This is a genomic window from Alteromonas aestuariivivens (genome assembly GCF_003367475.1).
In the GTDB taxonomy this organism is placed as follows: domain Bacteria; phylum Pseudomonadota; class Gammaproteobacteria; order Enterobacterales; family Alteromonadaceae; genus Alteromonas; species Alteromonas aestuariivivens.
This window is the reverse complement of record NZ_QRHA01000007.1, coordinates 235,034-258,494: the sequence shown is the minus strand read 5'-3', so window position 1 is coordinate 258,494 and position 23,461 is coordinate 235,034. Positions and strand designations below refer to the sequence as shown.

Sequence of the window (23,461 nt, the reverse complement as noted above, 5' to 3'; positions counted from 1 at the left end):
ACATTACACCAATAATCAATCTTGTCATTGCCACCGGCCTCAATCAGACCTGAACATTCACAGGCGCAACAAGCGGTGGCAGAGAATGCATTTTTACTATGGAAGTCAAATGATTACTACAACCTCCCGGGGAATGAGGGCTTACGTCGCCTGCGTGTTTCTAAGTATCTTCAGCGGCCTCTCCCAGGCCCAGTTTTACGGTGATACCCAGGCCAAGCTGGTTGTCCTCGAACCGGTCAAGTTTCAGTATGAGCGTAAAAATGTGGAAGCCGTCGGCACCGCCGAAGCAGTGCGTTCAATTATTCTTTACCCGGCCGTATCCGATGAAGTTCTTGAAGTGAACTTCGTTCCCGGTCAGTTTGTCGAAAAAGGAAAATTGCTTTTAAGACTTGATGATCGCCGTCAGCGGATTGCATTAAACCGCGCCAGGCTGCAACTCGAAGATGCCGAACGCACCCTGAAACGCCTGAGGGAAAGCCGGGCGCAGGGCGCTGTTCCACAAAGTGAACTTGATATTGCACAAACCGACAGGGATTTGGCTAAAGTGGCCGTTGACGAGGCGCAGGCCAACCTGGACGATCGCCGTGTAATTGCTCCGTTCAGCGGCGTGGTTGGCCTCACCGACGTTGAAGTGGGTGACCGCATCACGCCTCAAACCGCGGTTACCAGCCTGGACGACCGCAGTAAGCTGTATATCAACTTCCGCGCTCCGGAGGCATCACTTAATGTACTTCTTTCAGCGCCGCAAGTGGAACTCCTGCCCTGGACCGACAGAAATAACCCAATTAATGCCGAAATCGCTCAGGTAGATTCCCGCATCAATGAAACCGATCGCACATTGCGGGCCCGGGCTGTGCTGGACAACAGCCACGACCGTTACCGCCCGGGCATGAGCTTCAGAGTCAATCTGTCAATGGACGGAGACAGGTTTGCCGCCATCCCCGAATCTTCATTATTGTGGGGAGCTACCGGCGCTTACCTTTGGAAGGCGGTCGACGGCAAAGCCAAGCGGGTGGAAGTAAAAGTGCACCAGCGTTTGCGCGGCACCATACTGGTCACCGGAGACCTCGGAGAATCCGATATGCTTATCGCTGAGGGCATTCAGCGCCTGCGCAACGGTCAGCAGATCACCACTGAATTGGCAAGGGGTGTGGGCAATGAGTAATCTCGCCCACCAGCACAATGATCTGCCTTCATTGTCAATTCGTCGCCCGGTACTAATTGTCGTACTGAACTTGCTCATTGCCATTGCCGGGATTGCTTCCTTGTTTGGATTGGAAGTTCGGGAATTACCGGATGTGGACACACCCACCATTACGGTTACGGCAAGTTACCCGGGAGGCTCACCCGAAACCATCGATGCTGAAATCACCAGCCGCCTTGAAGGCGCAGTGGCCAGGGTGAGCGGGGTCAAAACCATTTCAGCCCAGAGCGAAGAAGGCAGCGCCAGAGTGCGTGTGCAATTTCGCCCAGGCGTGAACCTGGAAGACGCTGCCAACGAAACCCGGGAATCCGTGAGCCGGGTGCAACGTCAACTACCCGAGGATGTCGAACGTCTGTCTATCATCCGAGCCGATAACGACGCCCAGGCCATAGTCAGCCTGGCGGTGTCGAGTTCATCTCTCGATCTGGAATCACTGACGGAAATGGTCGAAACCGATCTTGCGCCGCTGTTTCTGAGTATTCCCGGGGTGGCAGATGTGGGTTTGGACGGTGGCCGGCAGCGGGTACTGAGAGTATCAGTGGACCCTTTGCGGCTCACCAGTTTTGGCCTGTCGATGACCGATGTGGCCGCAGCGCTTCGTCAGGCTCCTTTTGACGTACCAGCAGGCTCAATTCAGTCCCAGGATCAATCCTTGATTGTGCGTGCCGACGCCACTTCGGTATCGGCAGAAGACGTGGCGCAAATCGTACTCGAAGGTGACGTTCGGGTCGGCGACGTAGCGAGCGTCTATTTTGGACCCGCGGATGCCCGCAGTATTGTAAGGCTGGATGGCACACCGGTAGTTGGGCTTGGCATTATCCGCCAGGCCAGTTCCAATACCATTGAAATTTCTGACGAAATTCTAAAAATGGTGGAAGACCTCAACAATCGGTTCCCGAATCTGGACATTGTTGTTACCTCTGACGATGCCGAATTCATCCGTGATTCAGTGCAGGAAGTGGTTTCCTCGCTAAGCCTGACCATCGTACTGGTGGTTGTAACACTGCTGGTATTCATCGGGTCCTGGCGTTCCACAATTGTTCCCGCCCTGTCCATTCCGGTATCGCTTGCCGGAGCACTGGGTATTATGTGGGCCCTGGGTTTTTCCATCAACATACTCACATTGCTGGCCCTGGTATTGGCCACCGGTATGATCGTTGACGACGCAATTGTGGTGTCGGAAAACATCCAGCGCCGAAGAAGTATGGGCCTGGGTGCCCGTGCAGCCGCCGTAATAGGTTCACGGGAAGTGTTCTTTGCCGTTATCGCGACCACTGCAGTACTGGCTTCTGTGTTTATTCCCATTGCCTTTTTGCCATCCACCGCTGGCCGTTTGTTCCGAGAATTTGGTGGTGTACTTGCTGGTGCGGTTATCATTTCTTCGTTTGTAGCCTTGTCGCTGGTACCCGCGCTGACAGCCCGCCTGCCAGTAAAAAGCATTAACCAGGGCGCCCCCTCGTGGTTCGACAAAACATTAGGCTGCGTAGGCCATGTCAGCCTGCAGTTTTACCAGCGTTCTCTGGCCTGGTCCCTGAAGTACGCCTGGCTCATCGTTCTGTTCAGCCTGTTATCGGGTGTGGGCGCCTGGATGACCGCCAAGACCATCAACAACGAGCTGATGCCGACAGAAGATCGGGGAACCGTGCGCATTTTCGCCCGGGGCCCGGACGGTGCAGGGCTGAACTTTATGGACCGGCAGGCTGAGAAAATGGAAGAGTTACTGCTGCCCTATGTGGAAAACGGAACCGTCGATTCGATTTATACCGTGGTTGGCCGATGGGATCCGAACATTGTGTTTATCACCGCCCCACTTAAACACTGGGATGAACGGGATAAATCTTTGCAGGATGTAGTCCGGGAGATACGCCCCAGCCTGCAATCCATTCCCGGAGCCCCCGGGAATGCCTTTGGCGGCAACAGCCTCAATCTCAGGGGCCAGGGTGGCGGCCTTCAGGTTGCCCTGACCGGTGATACCTACGAACGAATCTATCAGGCTGCGGTAGACTTTGCTGCGCGCCTTGAAACTGACATGCCGGAGGTTGGCTCCCCCCGAATCGGCTATGAGCCAACCCAGCCACAAATGCGGATCAACATTGACCGGCGTCGGGCAGAAGAGCTGGGCGTACCATTGAACGACATTTCCAGTACCCTTCGGGCTGCCGTCAATGGCAACGATCTGGCCGATCTCAATGTTGGCGACCAGGCCGTGCCGATTATTTTGCAGACCGACAGCCGCAATCGCATCAACCCGGCCGAACTCACCAATCTGTATGTCAAATCCAATAAAGGTACCCTGGTGCCGATGTCGAGCGTGGCGTACATCACCGAAGAAGGCGTAGCGGCTGAACTTGAGCGCCAGGCACAGCGTCGTGCCATCGAGGTCAGCCTCGAGCTGCCGGAGGACATGCCCATCGAAGAAGTTGTGGAAAAAATCCGTACGCTGGGCCAGCAAACCCTACCGGACGGTATCGGGCTGGTATTCCTGGGTGAGGCACAAACCTATGAAGAAACCTCAAGACAGGTTGCCATGACCTATCTGCTGGCCTTTTTGATAGTGCTGCTTGTTCTGGCTGCACAGTTTGAAAGTATTAACAGCGCCGTCGTGGTCATGCTAACCGTGCCCTTTGGAATTGGGGCAGCCATCTACGCACTGTATCTGACTGACACTACCATTAACGTATACTCACAAATAGGTTTGGTGATGCTGATTGGGCTGCTGGCGAAAAACGCCATTCTGCTGATTGAGTTTGCAGACCAGCTTCGAGATCGGGGTTACAGCGTCTACGACGCCATAGTCGAAGCCGGAAAAGTACGTTTGCGCCCAATCATGATGACCCTGGTTTCAACCATCTTTGGCTGTTTGCCACTTATCCTTTCATCCGGAGCCGGCTCTGAAGCTCGTAATGCAATAGGCTGGGTTGTCTTTGGTGGGTTAGGGATAGCCGTGCTGTTCACCCTTTATCTGACACCGGTGTTGTACCTGGCGCTGGCCCGATTTACCAAGCCCAGGGCTGACGAAAGCCAGCGGCTGGAAAATGAGCTCGCTGACGCACAGCAGCAACAACTTTAGGCCAAGTTAGCGGATAAAAAATCCCCCTGAAAAGGGGGATTTTTTCATCTGCCTTTCAGCAGCATATTGAGCATAGAAGTAAGTGGATCAATTCATCACGCTCGGCACATCCGCTGTCTGAACCGGCCGGACCAGACCTTTAGCCAGAATTTTGTGCGTTAAAAGGGATAGCAACTCGGTTTCCGACTCACTGCGTTCGCCATCCACACCAGTAATCGCCATGGCCACTTCCAGTGCCTTACCAGCGTCAAACAGAAGATCCTGCTGCAATGATCGGATGAAGTCCTTGGCTTCTCCGGTATCGAGTGCCTGACGGGTCCGGTAAATCGCATCATTCAGGAATGCACTCTGGCAAATCGGGCTTTGCCAGTTTAGATGTTCAATGACGTCGTCAATATACTCCTGTTCCGACAGAGTGACCTTGCCATCAACCTGATAAAGAAGAACGGAAAGTTTGATGAGTGCCTGGTTAAAGGCCTGTTCGCTTGATAACTGCATTTCTTGCCTCCTTAAGTGTGCTGTACGCCCAGCACATCAACACCTGGTCTGCTGCCCTGCTCTGACCAATGAAAAATGTCACGGGAGAATACGCATTGCGCGTGACACGCGTATTACAAAGTTAAGACGTTTATTATCGCCTCAAGTTGTTGCGAGAATGTTAACTATAAGTTCAATTGTTGAAATGACAAGTTAAATCGGTTCAATTGGTGCAAGATACGCGATCAGTCGGCCACAATTCAGCCAAATTGAATAACGGGTAGGCAGAAACCAAATACCTGTTACGGTGCAGGATGAACAAGGCCTGCTGAGCGATTTGGCTGCACACAGGCCTGTTGCCTCAAGAGGATAGGCTAGCGCAGCCCCAGCGTTACATCACTGATGTAAAAATTGCCACTGTATATGGGATCTGGCTGGCCGTTGGCATCGAGGGCAAAATACTGCTTGTCAGCATCTGCCAGTGACTGATAACCACCAATCACCTGATATATCCATACCTCCGGGTCGAAATCCAGATCTTCGCGGGCGTAATACTCGAGTGCCGACATGGGCTGACCGTTATCAATAACCTCACAAAAGTAGTCATCAACCGCAAGCTGCAACGGGTCTTTGGACAACGCCACTGATGTCTGCTCAGTGACCTCAATTTCTTTGCTGGCATGATTTTCAGCAGTTTGCGCCTTACGCCGATGAACGTTAGTCAGACCGGCTACTATGGTCTGGTAATCCGCTTCATGTCCTACCTGGTTCAGGTCGGCACTGGCGTTACCAAGCAGGCGACTGGCCTGATTGAACAGCAGCGGCACCTGACTCAGGCTGGGATAATTGCCTGGGGTAAAGTCCGGTTGCTGTTCCATATGCAGCAAATATCCTTTGAGCAAGCGGGTGCGCCCCTGGAATTCCCGGAACCGGCCGAGCAAATCGAGCAGTCGTGCCTGCACCACAGAAAGCTCCTGCGCCGCACGGGAGAAGCTTTGCTGCAGCGAAACCACCAGCAGATGGCGCAGTTCTCGGTTGCTGCCCGCAATGCTGCTTAGCTCATCAAAGCGGAAACATTCCAGTTGGTTGAGCAAATCGGATACCTGCCCCTGGGCCAGTTCATTTTCACGAATTTTGGCTTCCACCGAAGACACATAACCAAACTCGTTGTTAATACGGCTGAACAACACCCGGACGCTGTTGCCCAGTGATTCGGTCAGCTGATATACATGTTCGGTCAAATCGGTCATGTACGCATGAGCTTCGTTAAACCGGTTGTAATGCAATGCTTCCTTGTAATGCTCGGCCAGAGTTTTGAGACTGGCCAGAGAGGCGCCAATATTCGCGTTGATGGTACGATTGCGCTCATCCTGCAGACTGCCTTCGAGCAGGGTTCTAACTGCACTTTTCAGGCGCAGCGCACTTTGCGGATCCGGGCGCCATAGTACACCCAGTTGCACCAGTTGTTCGAGTACCTTGGGACTGTGATCGCGCTCAACCACTGAGCCGTTCACGTAAGCGTGCATGATCAGTTCACTGTGCCGCCCCAGAGCGTTGAGCAGCCGGGCACCGGCCTGGATCAGCACCTGACTCATAGCAGGCTGCCTTGCTGTATAGCGGCTTCGGCCTGTTCAGACAATGAAAGGGATTCCGTTTCATCAATAAATTTGATCATCTCGTACAGATGTTCAACCTTGCCGGTCACCAGATAAATCTGCTTTTCCGGGTTAGGTTTAAGCAGATAGCCTAAATCGGTCAAACGCTTGAACACCTGTTTGATCTGACCATCCAGATTAACACTGGTTGAGCCAAACAGCCGATAACGGGAAATTTTTTCCAGTTGTTCTGCATACGCCGGCGTGTCTTCAATCACGCTTTGCAGCTCATTAAGGCGAATGGCGTTGCCCATGGTAACCGGCAAATCCGACTCACTGGCCTGTTGCACCAGTAACAGCCATTCGACCAGCGGCACCAGGCTACTGGCGGTTTCCTGGAATTGCTGGGTAAGCACCTTTCTTTCTTCGTCACCCAGGGTCAGGTACGCTGCAAAAAATACCTCGCCATCGGCAGTAGCAGCCAGTGTGCGGTTAAGCATGTTCAGATGGGGTTCCAGTTTCTGGGCATTGTCGCGGCTTTTCAGGTGGCGCCAGCCTTCTTCATCGCTGACCTGACAAATAAACTGGCCCTGCAAAAGACTGCCGAGAATGCGGCCTTGTTCGGTCATCATGCTGATACCTCCTGTTGTTCACGTCGGGCCTGGATACGTTGCGCAATGGTGCTGACTTTGGGTTCAACCACCTGTAACTGGCGGCTGACCTTGTCGATCAGATAGCGGTTTTCAAACAGGGTCAGGACATCCGATTCCGGGTTCGGGAATGCGCCAACTACACTGATATTGTTGTTCTGACAGGCGTCGAAGATTTTTTTCACGTTGCTTTGGTGCAGGGTACCCAATTCATCGATGGGCCAGTGAATGGTGGCATCCGCTTCACCGCGCAGCAAGCGGGTAAAGGCCAGCAGGAACTTGCACAGGATCAGGTAGGCCATACCATGGCTGGACGACTCATTGAGCTGGCGGTCCGTGCGGATCACCAAATCGCTGTTGCCCTCGCGCAGATGCAGTTCGATGTCGAGCAGCTTACTTATGCCGCCAGTCAGAGCGGCACGGCCCAGAATGTCGAGAACCCGGCGCATACTCTGGCCATATTCCTCTTCCGGTAGTTCATTGGCTCCCTCATCCATCCAGCGCTGATAGTAGTCACGGAACTGCTCCAGCTCCGGCCAGAATTCCAGTTCGCTGATGCGTGAACGGATTTTTACCGCCGAATCGGATACCCCGTCGAGGAACAATTCGCCGTCCACCTCTTTGGTGATGCGGCGGCTCTGGCTGACAATACGCTTGTCGATGTCAGCCAGAACGAAGTAGTACTGGCTGAGGTCGGCACCAAATATGCGGCCCTGTTCTTTCAGCCCCTGCAGTTTTTGCGGCACAATCACATTCAGCAACTGCGCAAGGTGGCTAACCATTCGGCGATGGTCGATGCCTTTCACCCCATGAGCGTTGATCACCGCGCATTCTTCACGGGCCCGCTCCCAGGTGTCGCTGAGCCCCGTGCCGGCCTGGGCTGCAATCAGCTGGTCAAACCGCTCTACGTAATTACGCACGTCGCTTAACAACTCTTCACGCTCCTGCATCAGGCTTTGGGCCTGGGACAGACGTTGTGCAATGCTAACGTCGTCGTGCTTCACGTCTGCGGAAATTTCGGCACTGTGTAAATTCAGTTTGGCAAGGGAGCGGCGTAATGCGTCCACCTGTTCCAGCTGCTCGACAGCTGTTTTAAGCGTGGCTTCCAGACTTACCTGCTGCTCCTTGAGCTGCTCCCGCAGATCACGGTATTCACTTTGTTTGCTCGCCAGGCTGCGCTCAGCTTCCGCCAATTCCTTGCGGGCTTTGGCCAGGCCGGTCTGCCAGGTCATTTTATGGCCGGTGAACACGGTCAGATACCAGCGCTCATAGTCTGCAACCTTGTGGCGCTGGGATTCGGTACGGTAGATGTCTTCTTTGAGCGCTTTAACACGCTTTTTTAACTGGCCTATTTCGTCCACATCCACACCGCGCTGGTTGAGTTCGTTCTGCAACCACAACTCGGTTTCCTTACGATCTCTGGCAGCCGACTCGCGGGCTTTCTTCATATCGCTGTCAAGCTGGCCAATCCGGGCATCGGTGTCTGCGATCAGTTGCTGCCAGTGAAAACGGTGTTCGGTTTCCGCTTCGCGCTGCTGATCCCTGAGTTCGTCACGGGCCAGTTCATACTGGGCCAGACGCTGCTTTTGTGCCTGCCCGTTGGCTTCCAGTTTGCTCTTGGCTTTTTGCTTACGCGCCGACAAAGCCTGCTGATATTCACTCAGAACTGCATCCCTGTCCTGCTGAGCGCGTTTGCGGGTAGATTCTGCGCTACGCACGCTGTTGTCTTTCTGGGTCATGGCCAGTTCGGCGTTGCGCACTTCTTCATTCGCTTTGGCCAGTGCTGCTTCACATTCATTTTGCAATTCCAGCGCTTTCTGCTGCTGGCCTTCTGCGTCTGCCAACTGTTGTTTCAGGGCCTGTTCGGTCTGCGCATACTCTGGGGTGTCCAAGGCCTCCAGCGCCAGTTCCACCCCCAGCAATCCGGCCTTATCACCGGCCAGTTTAGGCGCCAGATCGCAGCGCTCAAGCAGTTCAGGGCGGATAACCTTCCCCAGCGACTGTTCCCAGTTATCAAGATTGCCTCGCAGAAACTCGAGCAAAGAGCCTTCACCGGGGTAAAGCAAAGCGCGGATTTTTTCGACGTTTTTCTCTTCTCGCTGAAACGCCAGACGAGCCTTGTCAAGATTTTGTGAAGCGTCGTTGCGCTGGTGCAGAACCTTCTGGTGCGCCTGCTGTGCCTGGCGATATTCGCTGCGCGCGGCATCTTCGTTGATGCTCGCCTCTTTGATGGCAGCATCCAGCAGTTCAAGCTGTGACTGTTCGAATTCATTGTAGCCAGCGTTGTTTAGCGCCGCTTTGAATTCGGCTTCGGCGACTTTAAGGCTACTAAGTTGCTCCTGATGCTGCTGATTTAACTGCTGCATCTGAGAGGAATAATCGTCGCGGATCCGTTGCAGCGCGTCGCGCTCTTTTTGCTGCTGCTCACTGCGTTTGTCGGCGGCTTCCTGACGTGCGGCAGAGAGCTGCTCCAGAGTCAGGCTGAGTTTATCACCCAATTCCGCCACACGGCGGTTGTAAGCTGATTCAATGTCCTGGTGCTTTTCGGTTAACAGCGCGTAGCGACTGGACACCAGTTCAAGTTCATTTTGCCATTGTGGCAGGTTGGCCACGTCTTCTTTGAGCTGCTCAATGTTCTGCTCCTGCCAGGCCTGAAACTCGTCCTCCACCGCATCCAGTTCACTGGTGTACTTTTCCACATCCGCACGGCACGACGACACCACCTGGTTCAGCCCATCACGGCTTTCCGACCACTGGCTGTCGTTGTGTTTGCGCTGAAACTGATTTTCATCCAGCGCGTTTTTGGTACTTTCAACCCGGGCGGCCAGATGGGTCTTATCCAGCTCAAAGTATTGCTTCACACCACTGAGCTGCGACTCGGCAGTATTCAACGCCATATCGGCCTGCTCCAGTTTGGCAAACTCGGGGCGTATTTTGTCGAATTGCTTGATCAGCTGACACTCTTTTAACCAGTCATCTACCCGGTTCCGGCTAAGATTGGACGTCGGTGGCTGCACACCATCTTCCTCCAGAATGGCAGCAATCATGGCCTTGATGGTTTCCATCTTGCCTTCTTTGGAGTGCACGGCCTTGGCCAGTTTTTCAATATGCCGAACGTGCAGATTGGGTTGGCACAAACTGAATATTTTGGCGTAACCGAGCAGTTCCCTGGCGTTGCTGCTCTGGTTCAGAACACCGTGATCGTTTTGCAGAATCGCGCGGAAATCTTTAGTATTCAGCAGGCTGGTTACCAACACATTATTACGCTTCATGGCGCGCGCCAATTCAGCACTGCCTATACTGCTGTGTTTACCGTTTTTCTGCCTAAACAGATAGTCGTCAATATCAAACGGCTTGCCAATAAAACGGTAATTCACACCGGTGCCGTTGGAACTCAGAACTGCCTGACACAGATCCCCTTCGGCGCGGGTGTATTCATAAATGATAAAACTGGAAGTGCGGGGCAGATACCAGCGCTCAAAGCTGTCACGGGTTGCCGGCACAACGCGACTGGGATATTCACCGTAGAAAACCGGGATCAAGCGCTGAAGGGTGGTTTTCCCCGAGGCGTTAGTGCCACAGATGTTGGTGTGGCCATCGAGTTTCAGTTCCACTACCCCGGGTAAATGGGTATCGATCAGTATTATACGTTTTAAGCCGGCCATATTAATCCTGTAATGCTAATTACTTCTGTGCAGGGGCTGCCTGCCCGCTTTTTCTTTAAGGTGGCTGAATGGGCCCGAAAGCCTAAAATACACGAAGACGCCCACCACCCAAGGCTTTGCAGACCGGGCAGTTTAGTACGAAACCAACGCTTTGCACAGCCTGGGAGCAGCTGAGGTGGGTATCATTCCCGTTGAATGGACATTAATTAGCCTGCGCGCCCTGTCGGGCAGATTGAATCAGGCAACCCAGGGCGAGTATGGGCTCACTGGGAGCCCTCTCACGAACTAGCGGGGCGGGAACATGCCTCCCATACCGCCACCCGGTGGCATCATTCCCTTCATCTGGCGCATCATTTTTTTCATGCCGCCACCGGACATCTTCTTCATCATTTTCTGCATCTGGGTAAATTGCTTGAGCAGACGGTTGACGTCCTGGATCTGGGTACCTGAACCCGCGGCAATCCGACGTTTGCGCGAACCCTTGATGATATCCGGGCGTTCACGCTCGCCTGGTGTCATGGAATTGATAATGGCTTCCATTTGCGTGAACTGCTTGTCGTTGGCCTGCTCTTTGATTTTGTCACTCATACCGCCCATGCCGGGAAGTTTGTCGAGCATCCCCATCATGCCGCCCATGTTGCGCATTTGCTCGAGTTGCTCTTTGAAATCCTGCAGGTCGAAGCCTTTGCCTTTCTGAACTTTTTTGGCCAGCTTTTGGGCTTTTTCCTTATCAACCTTGCGTTCCACTTCCTCGATCAGGCTGAGCACATCCCCCATGCCCAGAATGCGTGACGCTATTCGCTCCGGATGGAAAGGTTCAAGTGCATCAACTTTTTCACCCATACCGATGAACTTGATGGGTTTACCGGTGATGTGGCGTACCGACAAAGCGGCCCCGCCGCGGGCGTCACCGTCTGCCTTGGTCAGAACGACCCCGGTGAGCGGCAGTGCGTCGTTAAAGGCTTTGGCAGTATTGGCTGCATCCTGACCGGTCATCGCATCAACCACAAACAGGGTTTCTATCGGTTTGACGGCCTGATGCAACGCCTTGATTTCATCCATCATGTCGCTGTCGACGTGCAGGCGACCCGCAGTATCCACCAGCAACACATCAAAAAACTGCTTGCGTGCCTGTTCAATGGCACCTTCAACAATGTCCACCGGTTTTTGCAGAATGGTGGATGGATAAAACTCAACCCCTACTTCCTCTGCCAGGGTTTCCAGCTGTTTGATGGCCGCCGGCCGATAAACGTCGGCACTCACCACCATGACTTTTTTCTTTTCACGCTCTGTCAGGTACTTGGCCAGTTTACCCACACTGGTGGTTTTACCGGCCCCCTGCAAACCCGCCATCAGCACAACCGCAGGGGGCTGGGTGGCAAGATTCAGTTTTTCGTTGGCCTGTCCCATCACAGACTCAAGTTCAGACTGCACTATCTTGATGAAAACCTGACCCGGTTTTAAGCTTTTCGAAACTTCCGTTCCAACGGCGCGTTCCTTGACCTGGGCAACAAAATCTTTGACAACAGGCAGGGCAACATCCGCCTCCAGCAATGCCATGCGGACTTCCCGCAAAGTCTCTTTGATGTTGTCTTCGGTCAGTCGCCCGCGCCCACTAACGTTGCGTAACGTCTGGCCGAGGCGTTCAGATAAATTCTCAAACATATTGAATCAACACTTTTTCGATGGGCGTAAATGCAGCCATTATAACCAAAAAGCAGCACGGAACGTACCGCCTTTATAAATCTGTGCAAGATAAATTTTCAGCCCTCCCCGGGATGACTGGAATAACGGGTTTGGCCCCATACTACGCTGCCGTCCTCAGCGGAACACCCGGCACTGTAGCCAATGCCAGGGCAGGTTATCAAAAATTGCGTAAACCCAAACCATCAAATCCGATTGAGAAGGTTGAATTTACGCGTCAGTTTAGCTAACAATACCCGCTGCGATTTTTCGTCGCCTTACCAATCACAGGACAGTCAATGAGTACCATTTTTGCAGTTGCCGGAGCGGCCCTGTACATCCTAGCGGCCTGCCTGTTAATGGGTCGGTTTTTTCACACCCGGGGGCCAAATAAAGTGTTGGCGGTTTCCCTCGCCGCTTTCGGTGCCGCAGCACACATCCTGTTCCTGGGAGACGTGATTATGCTTGCGCCCGGGCAAAACATGAGCCTGACCAACGTACTGTCTCTGGTTTCATGGCTGATCACGGTATCAATGTTAGTGAGTGCAAGCATACTGCCCAACATTATTCTGTTGCCGGTCGTATTCGGGTTTGCTGCGCTTGCGCTGCTCGCTTCGCTGTTGATTCCGGCATCCCACATTGTGCACATTGAAATGCATCCTGGCCTGGTAGTACACATTACATTATCACTGTTTGCTTACGGCACGCTGGTTATTGCCTTTTTATACGCACTGCAAATGTCTTTTATTACTTATCGGCTCAAACAAAAGGGGGCAGCCTTGCTGCACTCCTCGTTACCTCCACTCACTCTGGTTGAGGGCATTCTGTTTAAATTACTGCTTGCAGGAACCGTATTGCTGGCAGTCTCGCTGATCAGTGGTTTCGTTTTTCTTGACGACATGTTTAACCGCCAATACGCCCACAAAACAGTACTCTCACTGCTGGCGATGGTTGTGTATGTCATCCTGCTGACTGGTCAGAAAATATGGGGCTGGCGGGGCAGGCAGGTGATTGCACTTACCGTAATCGGCGTCCTGCTACTCACCCTGGCGTACTTCGGGAGCCGCTTTGTGCGTGAATACATTTTAGGCTGATAACCTCCACCGAAACACTCCGGAGCGGATAAATATAACTATTCCGGTGATTTATCCGCACTTTCCTCTTGAAACCCGCTACCCGAATTACTACATTGGTGAGTCTGATGGTTTAAGGGCCCTATAGTTGGACGACATATCTACTGGCACGCTGTTTATTGTACTGTTCGTGCTTATTCTACTTTCCGCATATTTTTCCAGTTCCGAAACCGGGATGATGTCGATAAATCGATATCGCCTCAAGCATCTGCAAAATGAGGGAAACCGTGCAGCCAATCGGGTTCAGAAATTGCTTGATCGGCCAGACCGTCTCATCGGTCTTATTCTGATTGGGAACAATCTGGTCAACATCGCAGCCTCTTCCATCGCCACCATTATCGGTATGCGTCTGTACGGCGACGTGGGCATTGCAATTGCTACATTCAGCCTGACCATGGTGGTGCTGGTGTTTGCCGAAGTTACGCCAAAAACCCTGGCAGCCCTGTACCCGGAAAAAATCGCTTTCCCAAGCTCATTTATTCTACTGCCGCTGTTAACCGTGCTTTATCCGTTTGTGTATTTTGTTAACGGCATTACCAACGGCATACTGGCACTGCTACGAATCAACCCAATCGGCAGCGGAGACGATGCACTCAGCAGGGAAGAACTTCGCACCGTGGTTTATGAAGCCGGCTCGATGATCCCCAAAAAACACCAGGACATGCTGGTGAGCATACTGGACCTTGAAAATGTAACTGCCGAGGACATTATGGTCCCAAGGGCAGATATCGTTGCCATTGACATCAACGACGAATGGAAGGTCATTCAGAAACAACTGACTCTTGCCCAGCATACGCGGGTATTGCTCTATCGTGACAGTATCGACGACGCGGTTGGTTTTGTGCATTTACGAGATGCCCTGAGGTTGCTGGCGAAAGACCAGTTCACCAAATCCAGTTTGTTGCGGGCGGTAAGAGAAATTTACTTCACCCCGGAATCTACCCCGTTACATACTCTGATGTACCGTTTTCAAATCGAAAAGGAGCGAATCGCCCTGGTAGTAGACGAATACGGTGATATTCAGGGGCTGGTAACGCTCGAAGACATTCTCGAAGAAATTATTGGCGACTTCACCACCAGCATGGTGCCCGACCACAGTAAAGAGGTGCACATCCAGCAGGATGGCAGCGTACTGGTTGACGGCAGCGCCAACATTCGTGATTTAAACAAGGAAATGGACTGGAAACTGCCCATAGAAGGGCCCAAAACGCTCAACGGCCTGATTCTGGAATATCTCGAGGAAATCCCTGAACACAAAGTCAGTGTCAGGTTAGCAGGCTACCCGATTGAAATTGTCGATATCAGTGAAAATATGATAAAGACGGTTCGCATTCTTCCCGAATACTACCTGCCCGCTCACGATATAAGCCAGGAATAATCCGCTCAGCGATTTTTACCGGCGGCTCTGCGAGCCAGGGCTTTGGCTTTGGCTTCTGCAACCTTAGCAGACAATACGCTGAGTTTATCCAGAATTTGCCGGGTTTCTTCGTCAGCATGCAGATCCGCTTCTTCAATGTGGCTTTGAAGCGAGCGCTGCAGTAATTCCGGAAGTGACTTGGTGGTCATTGTTTGCCGTATGCCCCGATGATTAATCGTTATGAATTTCAAAAAATTGCACTTGAAAACTATATCGGACGATTCACAAAGTTCTGAAGGGACGATGTCAAAAATCTGACAATCCAATTAGTGGGCCGGAAACTCAATCCCCTTGATAGTGGTAGAGCAACTGCCCTTTATGCTGTTCCGGCCAGTAGTTCACCACTGCAATTGACGCGGTAGAAAACAAACTGGTGGTGTGTGACTGGCAAAGGCTGTCAACCAGATAACTGACCAGCGGCATATGACTGACAACCATCAGGCTTGTAAGCGGCATGCCATCTTTTTCAGGCTGCTGTAAACGGGCATCCAGATAATCGTGCACCCAATCGGCGTGGCCGTTCGGAGTAATATCCTGACAAATTTCCATATGCCTGGCTGAGATAACTGCAGAGATCGTATCGAAAGTTTGCCGGGTTCGGCGGTAGGGACTTACCAGAACCAGATCTATCTGTTTTTCAGGTAAAAACTGTCGTTGCAGCCAGTAAGCCGCACGGGCTACCTGACCTCTTCCAACTTCTGTCAGCTGGCGTCCTTTATCATCCTGGCACAGGGGTTCGGCTTCGCCGTGGCGCATAATGAAAAGTAAAATGCCGTCTTTGCTACTTTGACCTGACATATTATTACGCATAAGATGAGTTACTACCCGCTAACCTTATCAGACGGGAATCGCATCTCCTAGTAGTAAAGTACCTTTTTCATGCTACCTCATACTATAGTGGTAGCAGGGGCGAGCAAAATGTTGCTGTACTGTCTTGCTCACATACAGTTTGTTTCACCCCGAACAACTGTTTACGGCCTGAAATGAAAAAGAGGTTATAAGGCAGGCGAAAAATTTAAAAATGCAGTAAAAACAAAATAATATGAGAGCATTTTGACAACATCTCTGAATCTCGACAAATCGCTGTTTTTTACCCTTCCAAACGGGCTGAGAGTGATGGTTTGCCAACAGCGTAGCTGGCAGACCTGTTACGTTTCCATGTCAGTCAAGGCCGGTCATTTCTACGACCCGGAAGACTGCCAGGGGCTGTCCCATCTGCTGGAGCACGCTATGTTTCTGGGCAGTCGACATCTGCCCAAACCCAACAGCATAAACACACTGGTAGAGCAATGTGGCGGCACCATCAATGCGTGGACCGGAACCGAATATGCAAACTACCATTTCGACTGTCAAAGCGATGCCCTGACAAAGCTTTTACCGGCATTTGCCGATATGTTGCGTACCCCGCTAATGGACAAAGCAGCTATACGAAAAGAAATCCAGTCCATTGATGCCGAGTTTCAGTTTAAACTCAAAGACGATCTGCGTCGCCTATACCAGATCCACAAGGAAACCTGCAACCCAGAGCACCCCTTCAGTAAGTTTTCGGTCGGCAGCGGTGAGATATTCAACAGTCATACAATGGACGAGCTTCACCAGCGTCTTCAATCATTTCACAGCCAGTATTATTGTGGGCGCAACATGGCGCTATGCATTGCAACTCCGTTTGCCCCTTCGCGCATCAAAGAGTTGGTCGCCCAGTCATTCAATATGCTCAGGGCCGGAGCACAAGCGGCTGCCGAATGGCCTGCACTGTATTTGCCAGAGCAACTGGGCATACAAATCAACATAGTGCCACTGCAAACCGCCCGGAGGATGATTGTCACTTTCGCCCTTCCCGGCCTCCATAATGACTACCGCACCAAGCCGCTCAATTATCTGAGCCATTTGCTCGGCGATGAGGGCGAAGGAAGCCTGCTGGCCTATCTGAAATCCTGCAACTGGGTAACCAATCTGATCGCCGGAAGTGGTATCGAAGGAGATGATTTCAAAGACTTCAATGTCAGCTTTCAGTTAACTCCCACTGGTCTGAACCGTCGTTTTGAGATCCTCAATGCTCTGTTCGCTTACATTGATATCATCAAGGTTGGAGTACTGGAGCCCTGGCGTTACCAGGAGAAGGCCCGTCTGGCGATGCTGGCCACAGAATTTGACGATAATCCCAAACCACTTTCTGCAGCCTGCGAATACGCGCAGCATCTGTTTTCCTATTCATTTGAGGAAATCCCGCTGCTGCACGCCACTGTCGAAGATTATGACCTGCACAGCATAGAAAGAGCCCTGAGTTACTTTGTTCCGCAGAACATTCGGGTCAAAACCATCGCACCGAACCTGCCTACAGACAGAAAGTGCAGATATTATGATGCGCACTATCAGGTAGCCCCCCTCCCCGCAGAAATGCTGGAGGCACTGGCGACTCCGGAACCGATTACTGCTCTGTCACTGCCTCCGCCGAACCCGTATCTGAGTGACGACTATCATCTGACCCTGCCTGAGCGTGGCTTCGACCAACCCAAACTGATTGACAGCAGCCGGGGCCTGCGTACCTGGTTTGCCCAGGATCATCAGTTTCACAGCCCTAAAGGCGACATCTACATTTCCTTCGACACAGAGGCATTCTCTGTTGGCCTGCAGGCAACCGCTGCTAAGCGGATCTGGCTGGCAGCACTCAATGACCATCTGCAGGAAAAGTACTATCGGGCGGACATTGCCGGACTGCATTACCGTATTTATGGCCACCAGGCAGGCTTTACACTGCACACACGGGGCTTCTCCAATCAACAAACCACACTGGCAATGCAACTGTTGCACTCAATTCTGACCTTTGAACCCGGCGAGGAAAATTTTGAGCGTCTGAAGGGCATTCAGGCCCAAGGCCTGCACAATTCGCTGATGAATAAGCCTACGAACCGGCTGTTTTCGCGTTTAAGTGTTTTGATTCAACGCAATACCCAGGCACCGGTCGAATTACTCAAAGCAGTTCAGGACTGCAGTCTGGATACCGTCCAAACCCTCAGAAAGCAGGCGTTTGGTCGCTACTTTGTGGAAGCCTTCATGCACGGAAACTGGTCCAGCGAAGAAGCCATCCAGTTCGCACGAACGCTCAACACAACCTGCCGGAATGCGACCGGCGCCCCACTGTCCCGCTCGGTCACCAGACTGCCAGCAGGAGTGCGGCTGTTTCACGAAGTCACTTGTGAACATGACGACGCCGCAGTGGTATTTTATCTGCAGGCCCCGGGCAGTACACTACAGGACACGGCACTGTGCATGGTGCTTGACCAGATTCTGGCCGCGCCCTTTTTTAACGTGCTGCGCACCGAAAAGCAGTTAGGTTACGTAGTCGGGACCGGTTTTGTGCCCCACAACCAGCATCCGGGCGTCACCTTTTACGTGCAAAGCCCCACTACTTCAGCGACAGAACTGCTGAATGCAGATTACTTCGTTTCTCAGTCAGCATCTTCAGGAACTGGATTTTTACCGTTTTTACTGGACAAATATTCAGCAAAACCTGCTTAAACAGTTGCAGGAGAGGGATTTGTCGCTGTCGATGAAGTCCCAGCGCCTGTGGGTCAGCCTGGGCACACAGGACCTCACGTTTAACCGCAATGAACAGCTTGCAGACTGCATTGGCAAACTGACGTTCGAGGACATTCAGGCATTCGGAGAACAGCTGGCAAACCGGGAGTTGTTTGGTGAATTGGTGTTGTATGCGCCAGGCAAGTTTGGCCCCATGGATACTCCTGAAGAGCACACATTGTCGGACATCGCCGGGTTTAAAATGGGTACAGAGTACTTTGATTGAGTGTCACTTGAGCGATTGTGGGCTTCACAGTTGCCTATCATTTGTTCCAATACCTTGTTAATCCAGAAAAAAACCTTGTAGAGCGGATCCGATTTGGGCATATTGGGCCTACGGTTTGAACGGATTCAGCCGATAACCTCACTTAGTTTGTCATAAAAATTATAAGGCCCGGTGGCCGAAGGTGTGTTGGTGCGTTCAACCCTTAAACATTCTGTACTGTGTTTGTTGACCATTTTTGCTTGCTGTTTAAGTGCGGTAAGCCACGCTGTGTCGCTGGTTGACATCTACTTCACCGAACTGAATCAACGAGACGGGCTTTCCGACCTCACTATTGTCGACATCGTTGAAGACGCCAACGGTTACATGTGGTTTGCCTCTGTAAACGGCCTCAACCGCTATTCCGGTTACAGCACCCGGCAGTACCACCCTTCCGATGTAGACCCCAATTCCATTCCCTCAGGCTATATTCGCTCGCTGTTTGTAGATCACAATGGAACACTGTGGGTTGGCACACTCGACGGCCTTGCCAGATACCAGCCGCAAACCGACAATTTTAAAGTTTTTACCAAGCAGCACTCAGCCCTGAAGTCCAATGACATTTGGGCGATTAGCCAAAGCAGCGACAATCAGCTTATCGTGGCGGACAAATCCAACCTGTATGTGATGGACCCGAACACCGAGACTCTGTCACTTCTTGATAGCAAGGTGGACTTTCCTGACGATATCAAAGTCATCCGCGACGAAGCATCACGCATCTGGATAGGCACCTATCAGCACGGTGTCTTTATCTACAGCAAGAAAGAACAACGGCTGTATTCACTGAGCAAGGTCAACCCCTGGAGTTTTAATATTGATGCCACAACGATTTTCGACGTCAAAGTGGTAGATGGCGAATACTGGCTGGCCACTGACAGGGGCGTTTTCCGCGTCGCCAACAGCGGTGAAACGCTGGAAGTGATCAACCAGGAGTCACATTCAGCGCTGGCTTCTAACCGGGTAACTTCAATACTGCCCCGCGATGATTCTGTATGGCTGACTACCATAAACGGCCTTTCCATTTACGACAAAAAGTCGCGACACTTTGTTACCGCCGGAGTGGATACCAGTGCCCTCACCGGCCTGACACAGAAGTTCCTGCTCAAAATATACCAGGACAGTACCGGTGGGCTTTGGATAGGTGCACTCGCCGGGGCCTTTAAATATCATCCGGATATCAGCAGCGGCCGCCTGTTCAGCAATAAACGGGAATTCCAGAAGCGGGAAGACGGCAACAGCGTTTGGGGTTTGTCCGAAGATGAGCAGGGAAATGTATGGTTTGCCACCCAGCACGAAGGCATTGGTAAATTCAACATTGAACTGGGTACCCTGGATTATTATCTGACCAACATTGGCACGTCCTTTTGGGATTTGGAGATAGACGCCTATGGACGTTTCTGGCTTGCGTCTTCAAACGGTTTGCAGGTGTACGAATTGGAGGACGACGAAATTCGCCATCTTACTACCCTGTTCGAAGGCCAATATGTCGCATCGGTATTTTTCGATGGTCAGCAGATTTGGACATGGTCACCGTCTGAAGGTGTGATTTCCATTCGCACCAATCAGATTTTGCCTTATCTCAAAGACGGAACTACAAACCAGTTGTTCCAGCACCACCCGGAACTTCCCAAAAATAATGCTCCAGTGCCCATTTTCAAAGACGCACAAAACCGCTTGTGGTTGACTGATGAATCGGGTGAGCTAAGTATTTACGATGAAAGCCAGAGCAAAATCGTCAAGACAATTGGCACGGAAGATGGCTTAACCTCCAGGGCAATCAGGGTGCACAGCTGGCGAAATTTTTTCTGGGCTACCACCTTGTCTGACGGAGTACTGCAGATCGACAAGCGCGATCTCAAAGTGATCGCCAGACAACAGGGTCCAGTCGACGGTAGTTTCATTTTAGCGTCCGTGGGTCTGAACGGTTCGGTTTGGTACGCCAACAGTCTGGGTCTGCACCGGGTAGATTTGTCTGAGTTGACAATTGCCGAAGAAATCTCCCTTGAACAAATGCAATTCAACTCCCTGAACGAAGATGCAGTGCTCAGAACCCGTGATGACCGGATCATTTTTGCCGGAAATGAGGGTTTCAACGTGCTGGCCCGTGAAAGCTCGACACTTGGCGAACACAACGCAGAGCAAACCCGGGCGCCCCAATTGTTCGAATTTGAAATTTTTGGCTACTACCAGAGTAACGATGTCAAAACGGCTAACCAATCCATACGCCTGCAAACCAAATCAGGAGTAGACATCAATTACGACCAGTCTCGCTTCAGCATATCCTACGGGCTGGTTAATCCCAGAATGGCCAACACCGTTGAATACCGTTACCGCCTTACCGGCTTTGAAGACAACTGGATCCCGGTGGGCAATGACCGTGTGGTCCAGTTCAACAATGTGAAATTTGGCAGCTACGAATTTGAACTGCAAGCGAAAGAACCCGGAAAAGCCTGGTCTAAACCTCAAAAACTGGAAGTCAGAGTCGGCCGCCCACCCTGGTTGTACACCTCTGCACTGGCCTTCTATGCGCTTATCCTGGCATCCATACTGATTTATGTGCTGCGCCAGTATCAAACCCGCAAAGCGGCCCAAATTGCCATTCGTGAATCGGAAGAGCGACTCAAGCTGACCCTTTGGAGCAGTGGCGATGAGTTGTGGGACTGGGACGTGTATCGCGGCCGGGTCTACCGCTCGAATACCTGGGGAACACTGGATTTCCCTCAGGACAACATTCGCACCCAAAGCGCCTACGACGCCAACATCCACCCCAATGACATCGTCAGAGTTCAGGAAGCCCTGCAGGAACACCTCGAAGACAAAAGCGATTACTTCGAACTTGCCTACCGCGCCAAGACCTTTACCAACAAATGGATTTGGATCCTGGACAGAGGCAAGGTCGTACAAAGGGATCACAACAATCAGCCTATCCGGATGACAGGTACACTGAAGAACATTCATCACCTTAAGCAGGCAGAAGAACAGCTCAACCTGTTTAAACGCTCAATTGAAAACATTTCCGAAGGGGTGTTTATTGCTGACACCAATTTTAAATTTATTTCGGTGAACAATGCTTATTGCCGCTACACCGGTGAGACCCGTGAGCAGGCGCTGGCAAGCTACATGTATTTTCATCAGTATCCTGACGCTTTCACCGAGGAAATCAAGAAGACCCTGCGCGGTAAGGGTAACTGGTCCGGCGAAGTCGAGAGTGTGCGTGTCAATGGCGACCGTTATGAAATTGAGCTGAACATCGATGCTGTCCATGACGAAGATGGCAAAATCAGCCATTTTGTAGGCGTATTTTCTGACATTACGTCGCGTAAAAGCACCGAAAAAGAACTGCTGAAACTGGCCAATACCGACCCTCTGACGGAACTACCGAACCGTTCATTTTTCCAGGCCAGTCACCAGAACCTGGTTCGTAAGTCAGTCCCACACGCACTTCTGTGCCTGGACATGGATAACTTCAAAAAAATTAACGATTCACTGGGCCACCAGACCGGCGACGTGCTGATCAAGCAAATAGCCAAGCGGTTACTGAGGATAACCGGCACAGAAGCAACCTGTTACCGTCTGGGCGGCGATGAGTTCAGCATACTGGTCGAGGATAACTCCGACATTCACTTTATTACCCACTACGCTCAAAGCATTCTGGATACCCTTTCACGACCCTTTATTATCAATAAGCAGGAGTTCGTGCTCGGTGCCAGTGTGGGTATTGCCTTCTACCCGGACGATGGCAACTCGCCCCAGGAAATGCTCAAGAACGCAGACACCGCCATGTACTTCGCCAAAAACAACGGCGGTAATGGTTACCAGTTTTTCAGCGGTGAAATGAACCAGAATGCTGTTCGTCAGTTGCAAATCGAGAACCTTATCCGTCAGGGAATCAAGGACGATCTGTTCAGCGTGTATTACCAGCCGAAAGTAGATATTACCACCGGCAAACTGGTCAGTATGGAAGCCCTGGTGCGATTTGAGCATCCGCAAAAAGGGATCGTCAGCCCAGGGCAGTTCATACCGCTTGCAGAGCAGACCGGACAGATTATTGAAATAGGTGAGCAGGTTCTCCGTAAAGCCTGTGCCGACACCAAACGCTGGGTCAGCCAGGGCATATTCAGTGGCCGGGTTGCCGTGAACCTGTCTGCCAAACAGTTTGAGCTGCCTGATCTGGACGACCGCATTGACCGTGTTCTGCAGGAAGTAGGACTTTCTCCACTGCATCTGGAATGCGAAATTACCGAAGGCACCCTGATGGCCAACCCTGAACAGGGTTTGAGCATGATGGACCGCCTGCGTGAAAGAGGCATTCACCTGGCACTGGACGACTTTGGTACCGGCTATTCCTCTCTGGCGTATTTGAAACGCTTCCCGCTCAATACCCTCAAAATTGACAAAGCGTTCATTGACGATATTGCTGAAAGCAGCGTCGACCGCCATATGTGTGCCGCCATCATCAACATCGCCCACAACCTTGGGCTGAAAGTCGTGGCCGAAGGCGTTGAGCACGAAAGTCAGCTGACCATTCTGCGTCGCTATGATTGTGAGATGCTGCAGGGTTACCTGTACAGCCGCCCGCTAAGTGCCGATCGTTTTGAAAAATTACTCAAGGAAAATCAACAGCTTCACGACCTGATCGGCCAGAGCGCGCAGTGACAGCTTTTTGACACACCAATAAAAAATCATTTAAAAACAACACCTTAACTCAATAAAAAATCTTGGCACA

At 51.8% G+C, this 23,461-nt stretch carries 14 protein-coding genes; 7 read left to right on the top strand and 7 right to left on the bottom strand.

Annotated features, from left to right (window positions below; all coding sequences use genetic code 11):
* Positions 1 to 133: 133 nt before the first annotated feature.
* The gene (locus DXV75_RS11480) at positions 134 to 1,165 is read left to right on the top strand and encodes an efflux RND transporter periplasmic adaptor subunit (RefSeq protein ID WP_245953187.1); all 1,032 of its coding nucleotides are present in this window, start codon (positions 134 to 136) and stop codon (positions 1,163 to 1,165) included.
* Entirely contained in the window at positions 1,158 to 4,274 is a 3,117-nt protein-coding gene (locus DXV75_RS11475; RefSeq protein ID WP_115593550.1) for an efflux RND transporter permease subunit, read from the top strand. Before DXV75_RS11480 ends, DXV75_RS11475 begins: the two co-directional genes overlap by 8 nt.
* A gap of 87 nt (positions 4,275 to 4,361) precedes the next feature.
* Here the strand turns inward: DXV75_RS11475 and DXV75_RS11470 are convergent, their stop codons facing one another.
* From DXV75_RS11470 to ffh, 5 genes are all read right to left on the bottom strand, one after another.
* Positions 4,362 to 4,772, bottom strand: a complete 411-nt coding sequence (locus tag DXV75_RS11470) for a tellurite resistance TerB family protein (RefSeq protein WP_115593549.1) — start codon at positions 4,770 to 4,772, stop codon at positions 4,362 to 4,364.
* A 353-nt stretch (positions 4,773 to 5,125) separates the two neighbouring features.
* The gene (locus DXV75_RS11465) at positions 5,126 to 6,346 is read right to left on the bottom strand and encodes a phosphoenolpyruvate carboxylase (RefSeq protein ID WP_115593548.1); all 1,221 of its coding nucleotides are present in this window, start codon (positions 6,344 to 6,346) and stop codon (positions 5,126 to 5,128) included.
* The gene (locus tag DXV75_RS11460) at positions 6,343 to 6,978 is read right to left on the bottom strand and encodes a condensin complex protein MksE (protein ID WP_115593547.1); all 636 of its coding nucleotides are present in this window, start codon (positions 6,976 to 6,978) and stop codon (positions 6,343 to 6,345) included. Before DXV75_RS11460 ends, DXV75_RS11465 begins: the two co-directional genes overlap by 4 nt.
* A complete protein-coding gene (locus DXV75_RS11455; protein WP_115593546.1) occupies positions 6,975 to 10,661 on the bottom strand; it encodes an ATP-binding protein in 3,687 nt (1,228 codons plus the stop codon). Before DXV75_RS11455 ends, DXV75_RS11460 begins: the two co-directional genes overlap by 4 nt.
* A 285-nt stretch (positions 10,662 to 10,946) precedes the next feature.
* On the bottom strand, positions 10,947 to 12,326 hold the full coding sequence (ffh, locus tag DXV75_RS11450) for a signal recognition particle protein (RefSeq protein WP_115593545.1): 1,380 nt from the start codon (positions 12,324 to 12,326) through the stop codon (positions 10,947 to 10,949).
* Positions 12,327 to 12,643: 317 nt separating this feature from the next.
* Here ffh and DXV75_RS11440 point away from each other — a divergent pair, with 317 nt between their 5' ends.
* On the top strand, positions 12,644 to 13,438 hold the full coding sequence (locus tag DXV75_RS11440; protein WP_115593543.1) for a cytochrome C assembly family protein: 795 nt from the start codon (positions 12,644 to 12,646) through the stop codon (positions 13,436 to 13,438).
* Between the two features lie 127 nt (positions 13,439 to 13,565).
* Positions 13,566 to 14,855 (top strand): HlyC/CorC family transporter, encoded by a 1,290-nt coding sequence (locus tag DXV75_RS11435; protein ID WP_115593542.1) that lies wholly within the window; start codon positions 13,566 to 13,568, stop codon positions 14,853 to 14,855.
* Between the two features lie 5 nt (positions 14,856 to 14,860).
* Here the strand turns inward: DXV75_RS11435 and DXV75_RS11430 are convergent, their stop codons facing one another.
* The gene (locus DXV75_RS11430; RefSeq protein WP_115593541.1) at positions 14,861 to 15,043 is read right to left on the bottom strand and encodes a hypothetical protein; all 183 of its coding nucleotides are present in this window, start codon (positions 15,041 to 15,043) and stop codon (positions 14,861 to 14,863) included.
* A gap of 133 nt (positions 15,044 to 15,176) precedes the next feature.
* A complete protein-coding gene (gene sixA / locus DXV75_RS11425) occupies positions 15,177 to 15,692 on the bottom strand; it encodes a phosphohistidine phosphatase SixA (protein ID WP_245953183.1) in 516 nt (171 codons plus the stop codon).
* A gap of 255 nt (positions 15,693 to 15,947) precedes the next feature.
* Here sixA and DXV75_RS11420 point away from each other — a divergent pair, with 255 nt between their 5' ends.
* The 3 genes from DXV75_RS11420 to DXV75_RS11415 all read left to right on the top strand — a co-directional run bounded on the left by DXV75_RS11420 (position 15,948) and on the right by DXV75_RS11415 (position 23,391).
* Positions 15,948 to 18,413 (top strand): insulinase family protein, encoded by a 2,466-nt coding sequence (locus DXV75_RS11420; protein ID WP_245953182.1) that lies wholly within the window; start codon positions 15,948 to 15,950, stop codon positions 18,411 to 18,413.
* On the top strand, positions 18,325 to 18,699 hold the full coding sequence (locus tag DXV75_RS17225) for a hypothetical protein (RefSeq protein ID WP_245953181.1): 375 nt from the start codon (positions 18,325 to 18,327) through the stop codon (positions 18,697 to 18,699). Before DXV75_RS11420 ends, DXV75_RS17225 begins: the two co-directional genes overlap by 89 nt.
* A gap of 189 nt (positions 18,700 to 18,888) precedes the next feature.
* Positions 18,889 to 23,391, top strand: coding sequence for an EAL domain-containing protein (locus tag DXV75_RS11415; RefSeq protein ID WP_115593609.1), 4,503 nt, complete (start codon positions 18,889 to 18,891; stop codon positions 23,389 to 23,391).
* Positions 23,392 to 23,461 lie beyond the last annotated feature (70 nt).

Coding starts and splice junctions, on each gene's coding strand:
- DXV75_RS17225 (WP_245953181.1), top strand. CDS start 18,325: ATGCAGATTACTTCGTTTCTCAGTCAGCATCTTCAGGAACTGGATTTT.
- DXV75_RS11455 (WP_115593546.1), bottom strand. CDS start 10,661: ATGGCCGGCTTAAAACGTATAATACTGATCGATACCCATTTACCCGGG.
- sixA (WP_245953183.1), bottom strand. CDS start 15,692: ATGTCAGGTCAAAGTAGCAAAGACGGCATTTTACTTTTCATTATGCGC.
- DXV75_RS11475 (WP_115593550.1), top strand. CDS start 1,158: ATGAGTAATCTCGCCCACCAGCACAATGATCTGCCTTCATTGTCAATT.
- DXV75_RS11440 (WP_115593543.1), top strand. CDS start 12,644: ATGAGTACCATTTTTGCAGTTGCCGGAGCGGCCCTGTACATCCTAGCG.
- DXV75_RS11430 (WP_115593541.1), bottom strand. CDS start 15,043: ATGACCACCAAGTCACTTCCGGAATTACTGCAGCGCTCGCTTCAAAGC.
- DXV75_RS11480 (WP_245953187.1), top strand. CDS start 134: ATGAGGGCTTACGTCGCCTGCGTGTTTCTAAGTATCTTCAGCGGCCTC.
- DXV75_RS11460 (WP_115593547.1), bottom strand. CDS start 6,978: ATGATGACCGAACAAGGCCGCATTCTCGGCAGTCTTTTGCAGGGCCAG.
- DXV75_RS11470 (WP_115593549.1), bottom strand. CDS start 4,772: ATGCAGTTATCAAGCGAACAGGCCTTTAACCAGGCACTCATCAAACTT.
- ffh (WP_115593545.1), bottom strand. CDS start 12,326: ATGTTTGAGAATTTATCTGAACGCCTCGGCCAGACGTTACGCAACGTT.
- DXV75_RS11465 (WP_115593548.1), bottom strand. CDS start 6,346: ATGAGTCAGGTGCTGATCCAGGCCGGTGCCCGGCTGCTCAACGCTCTG.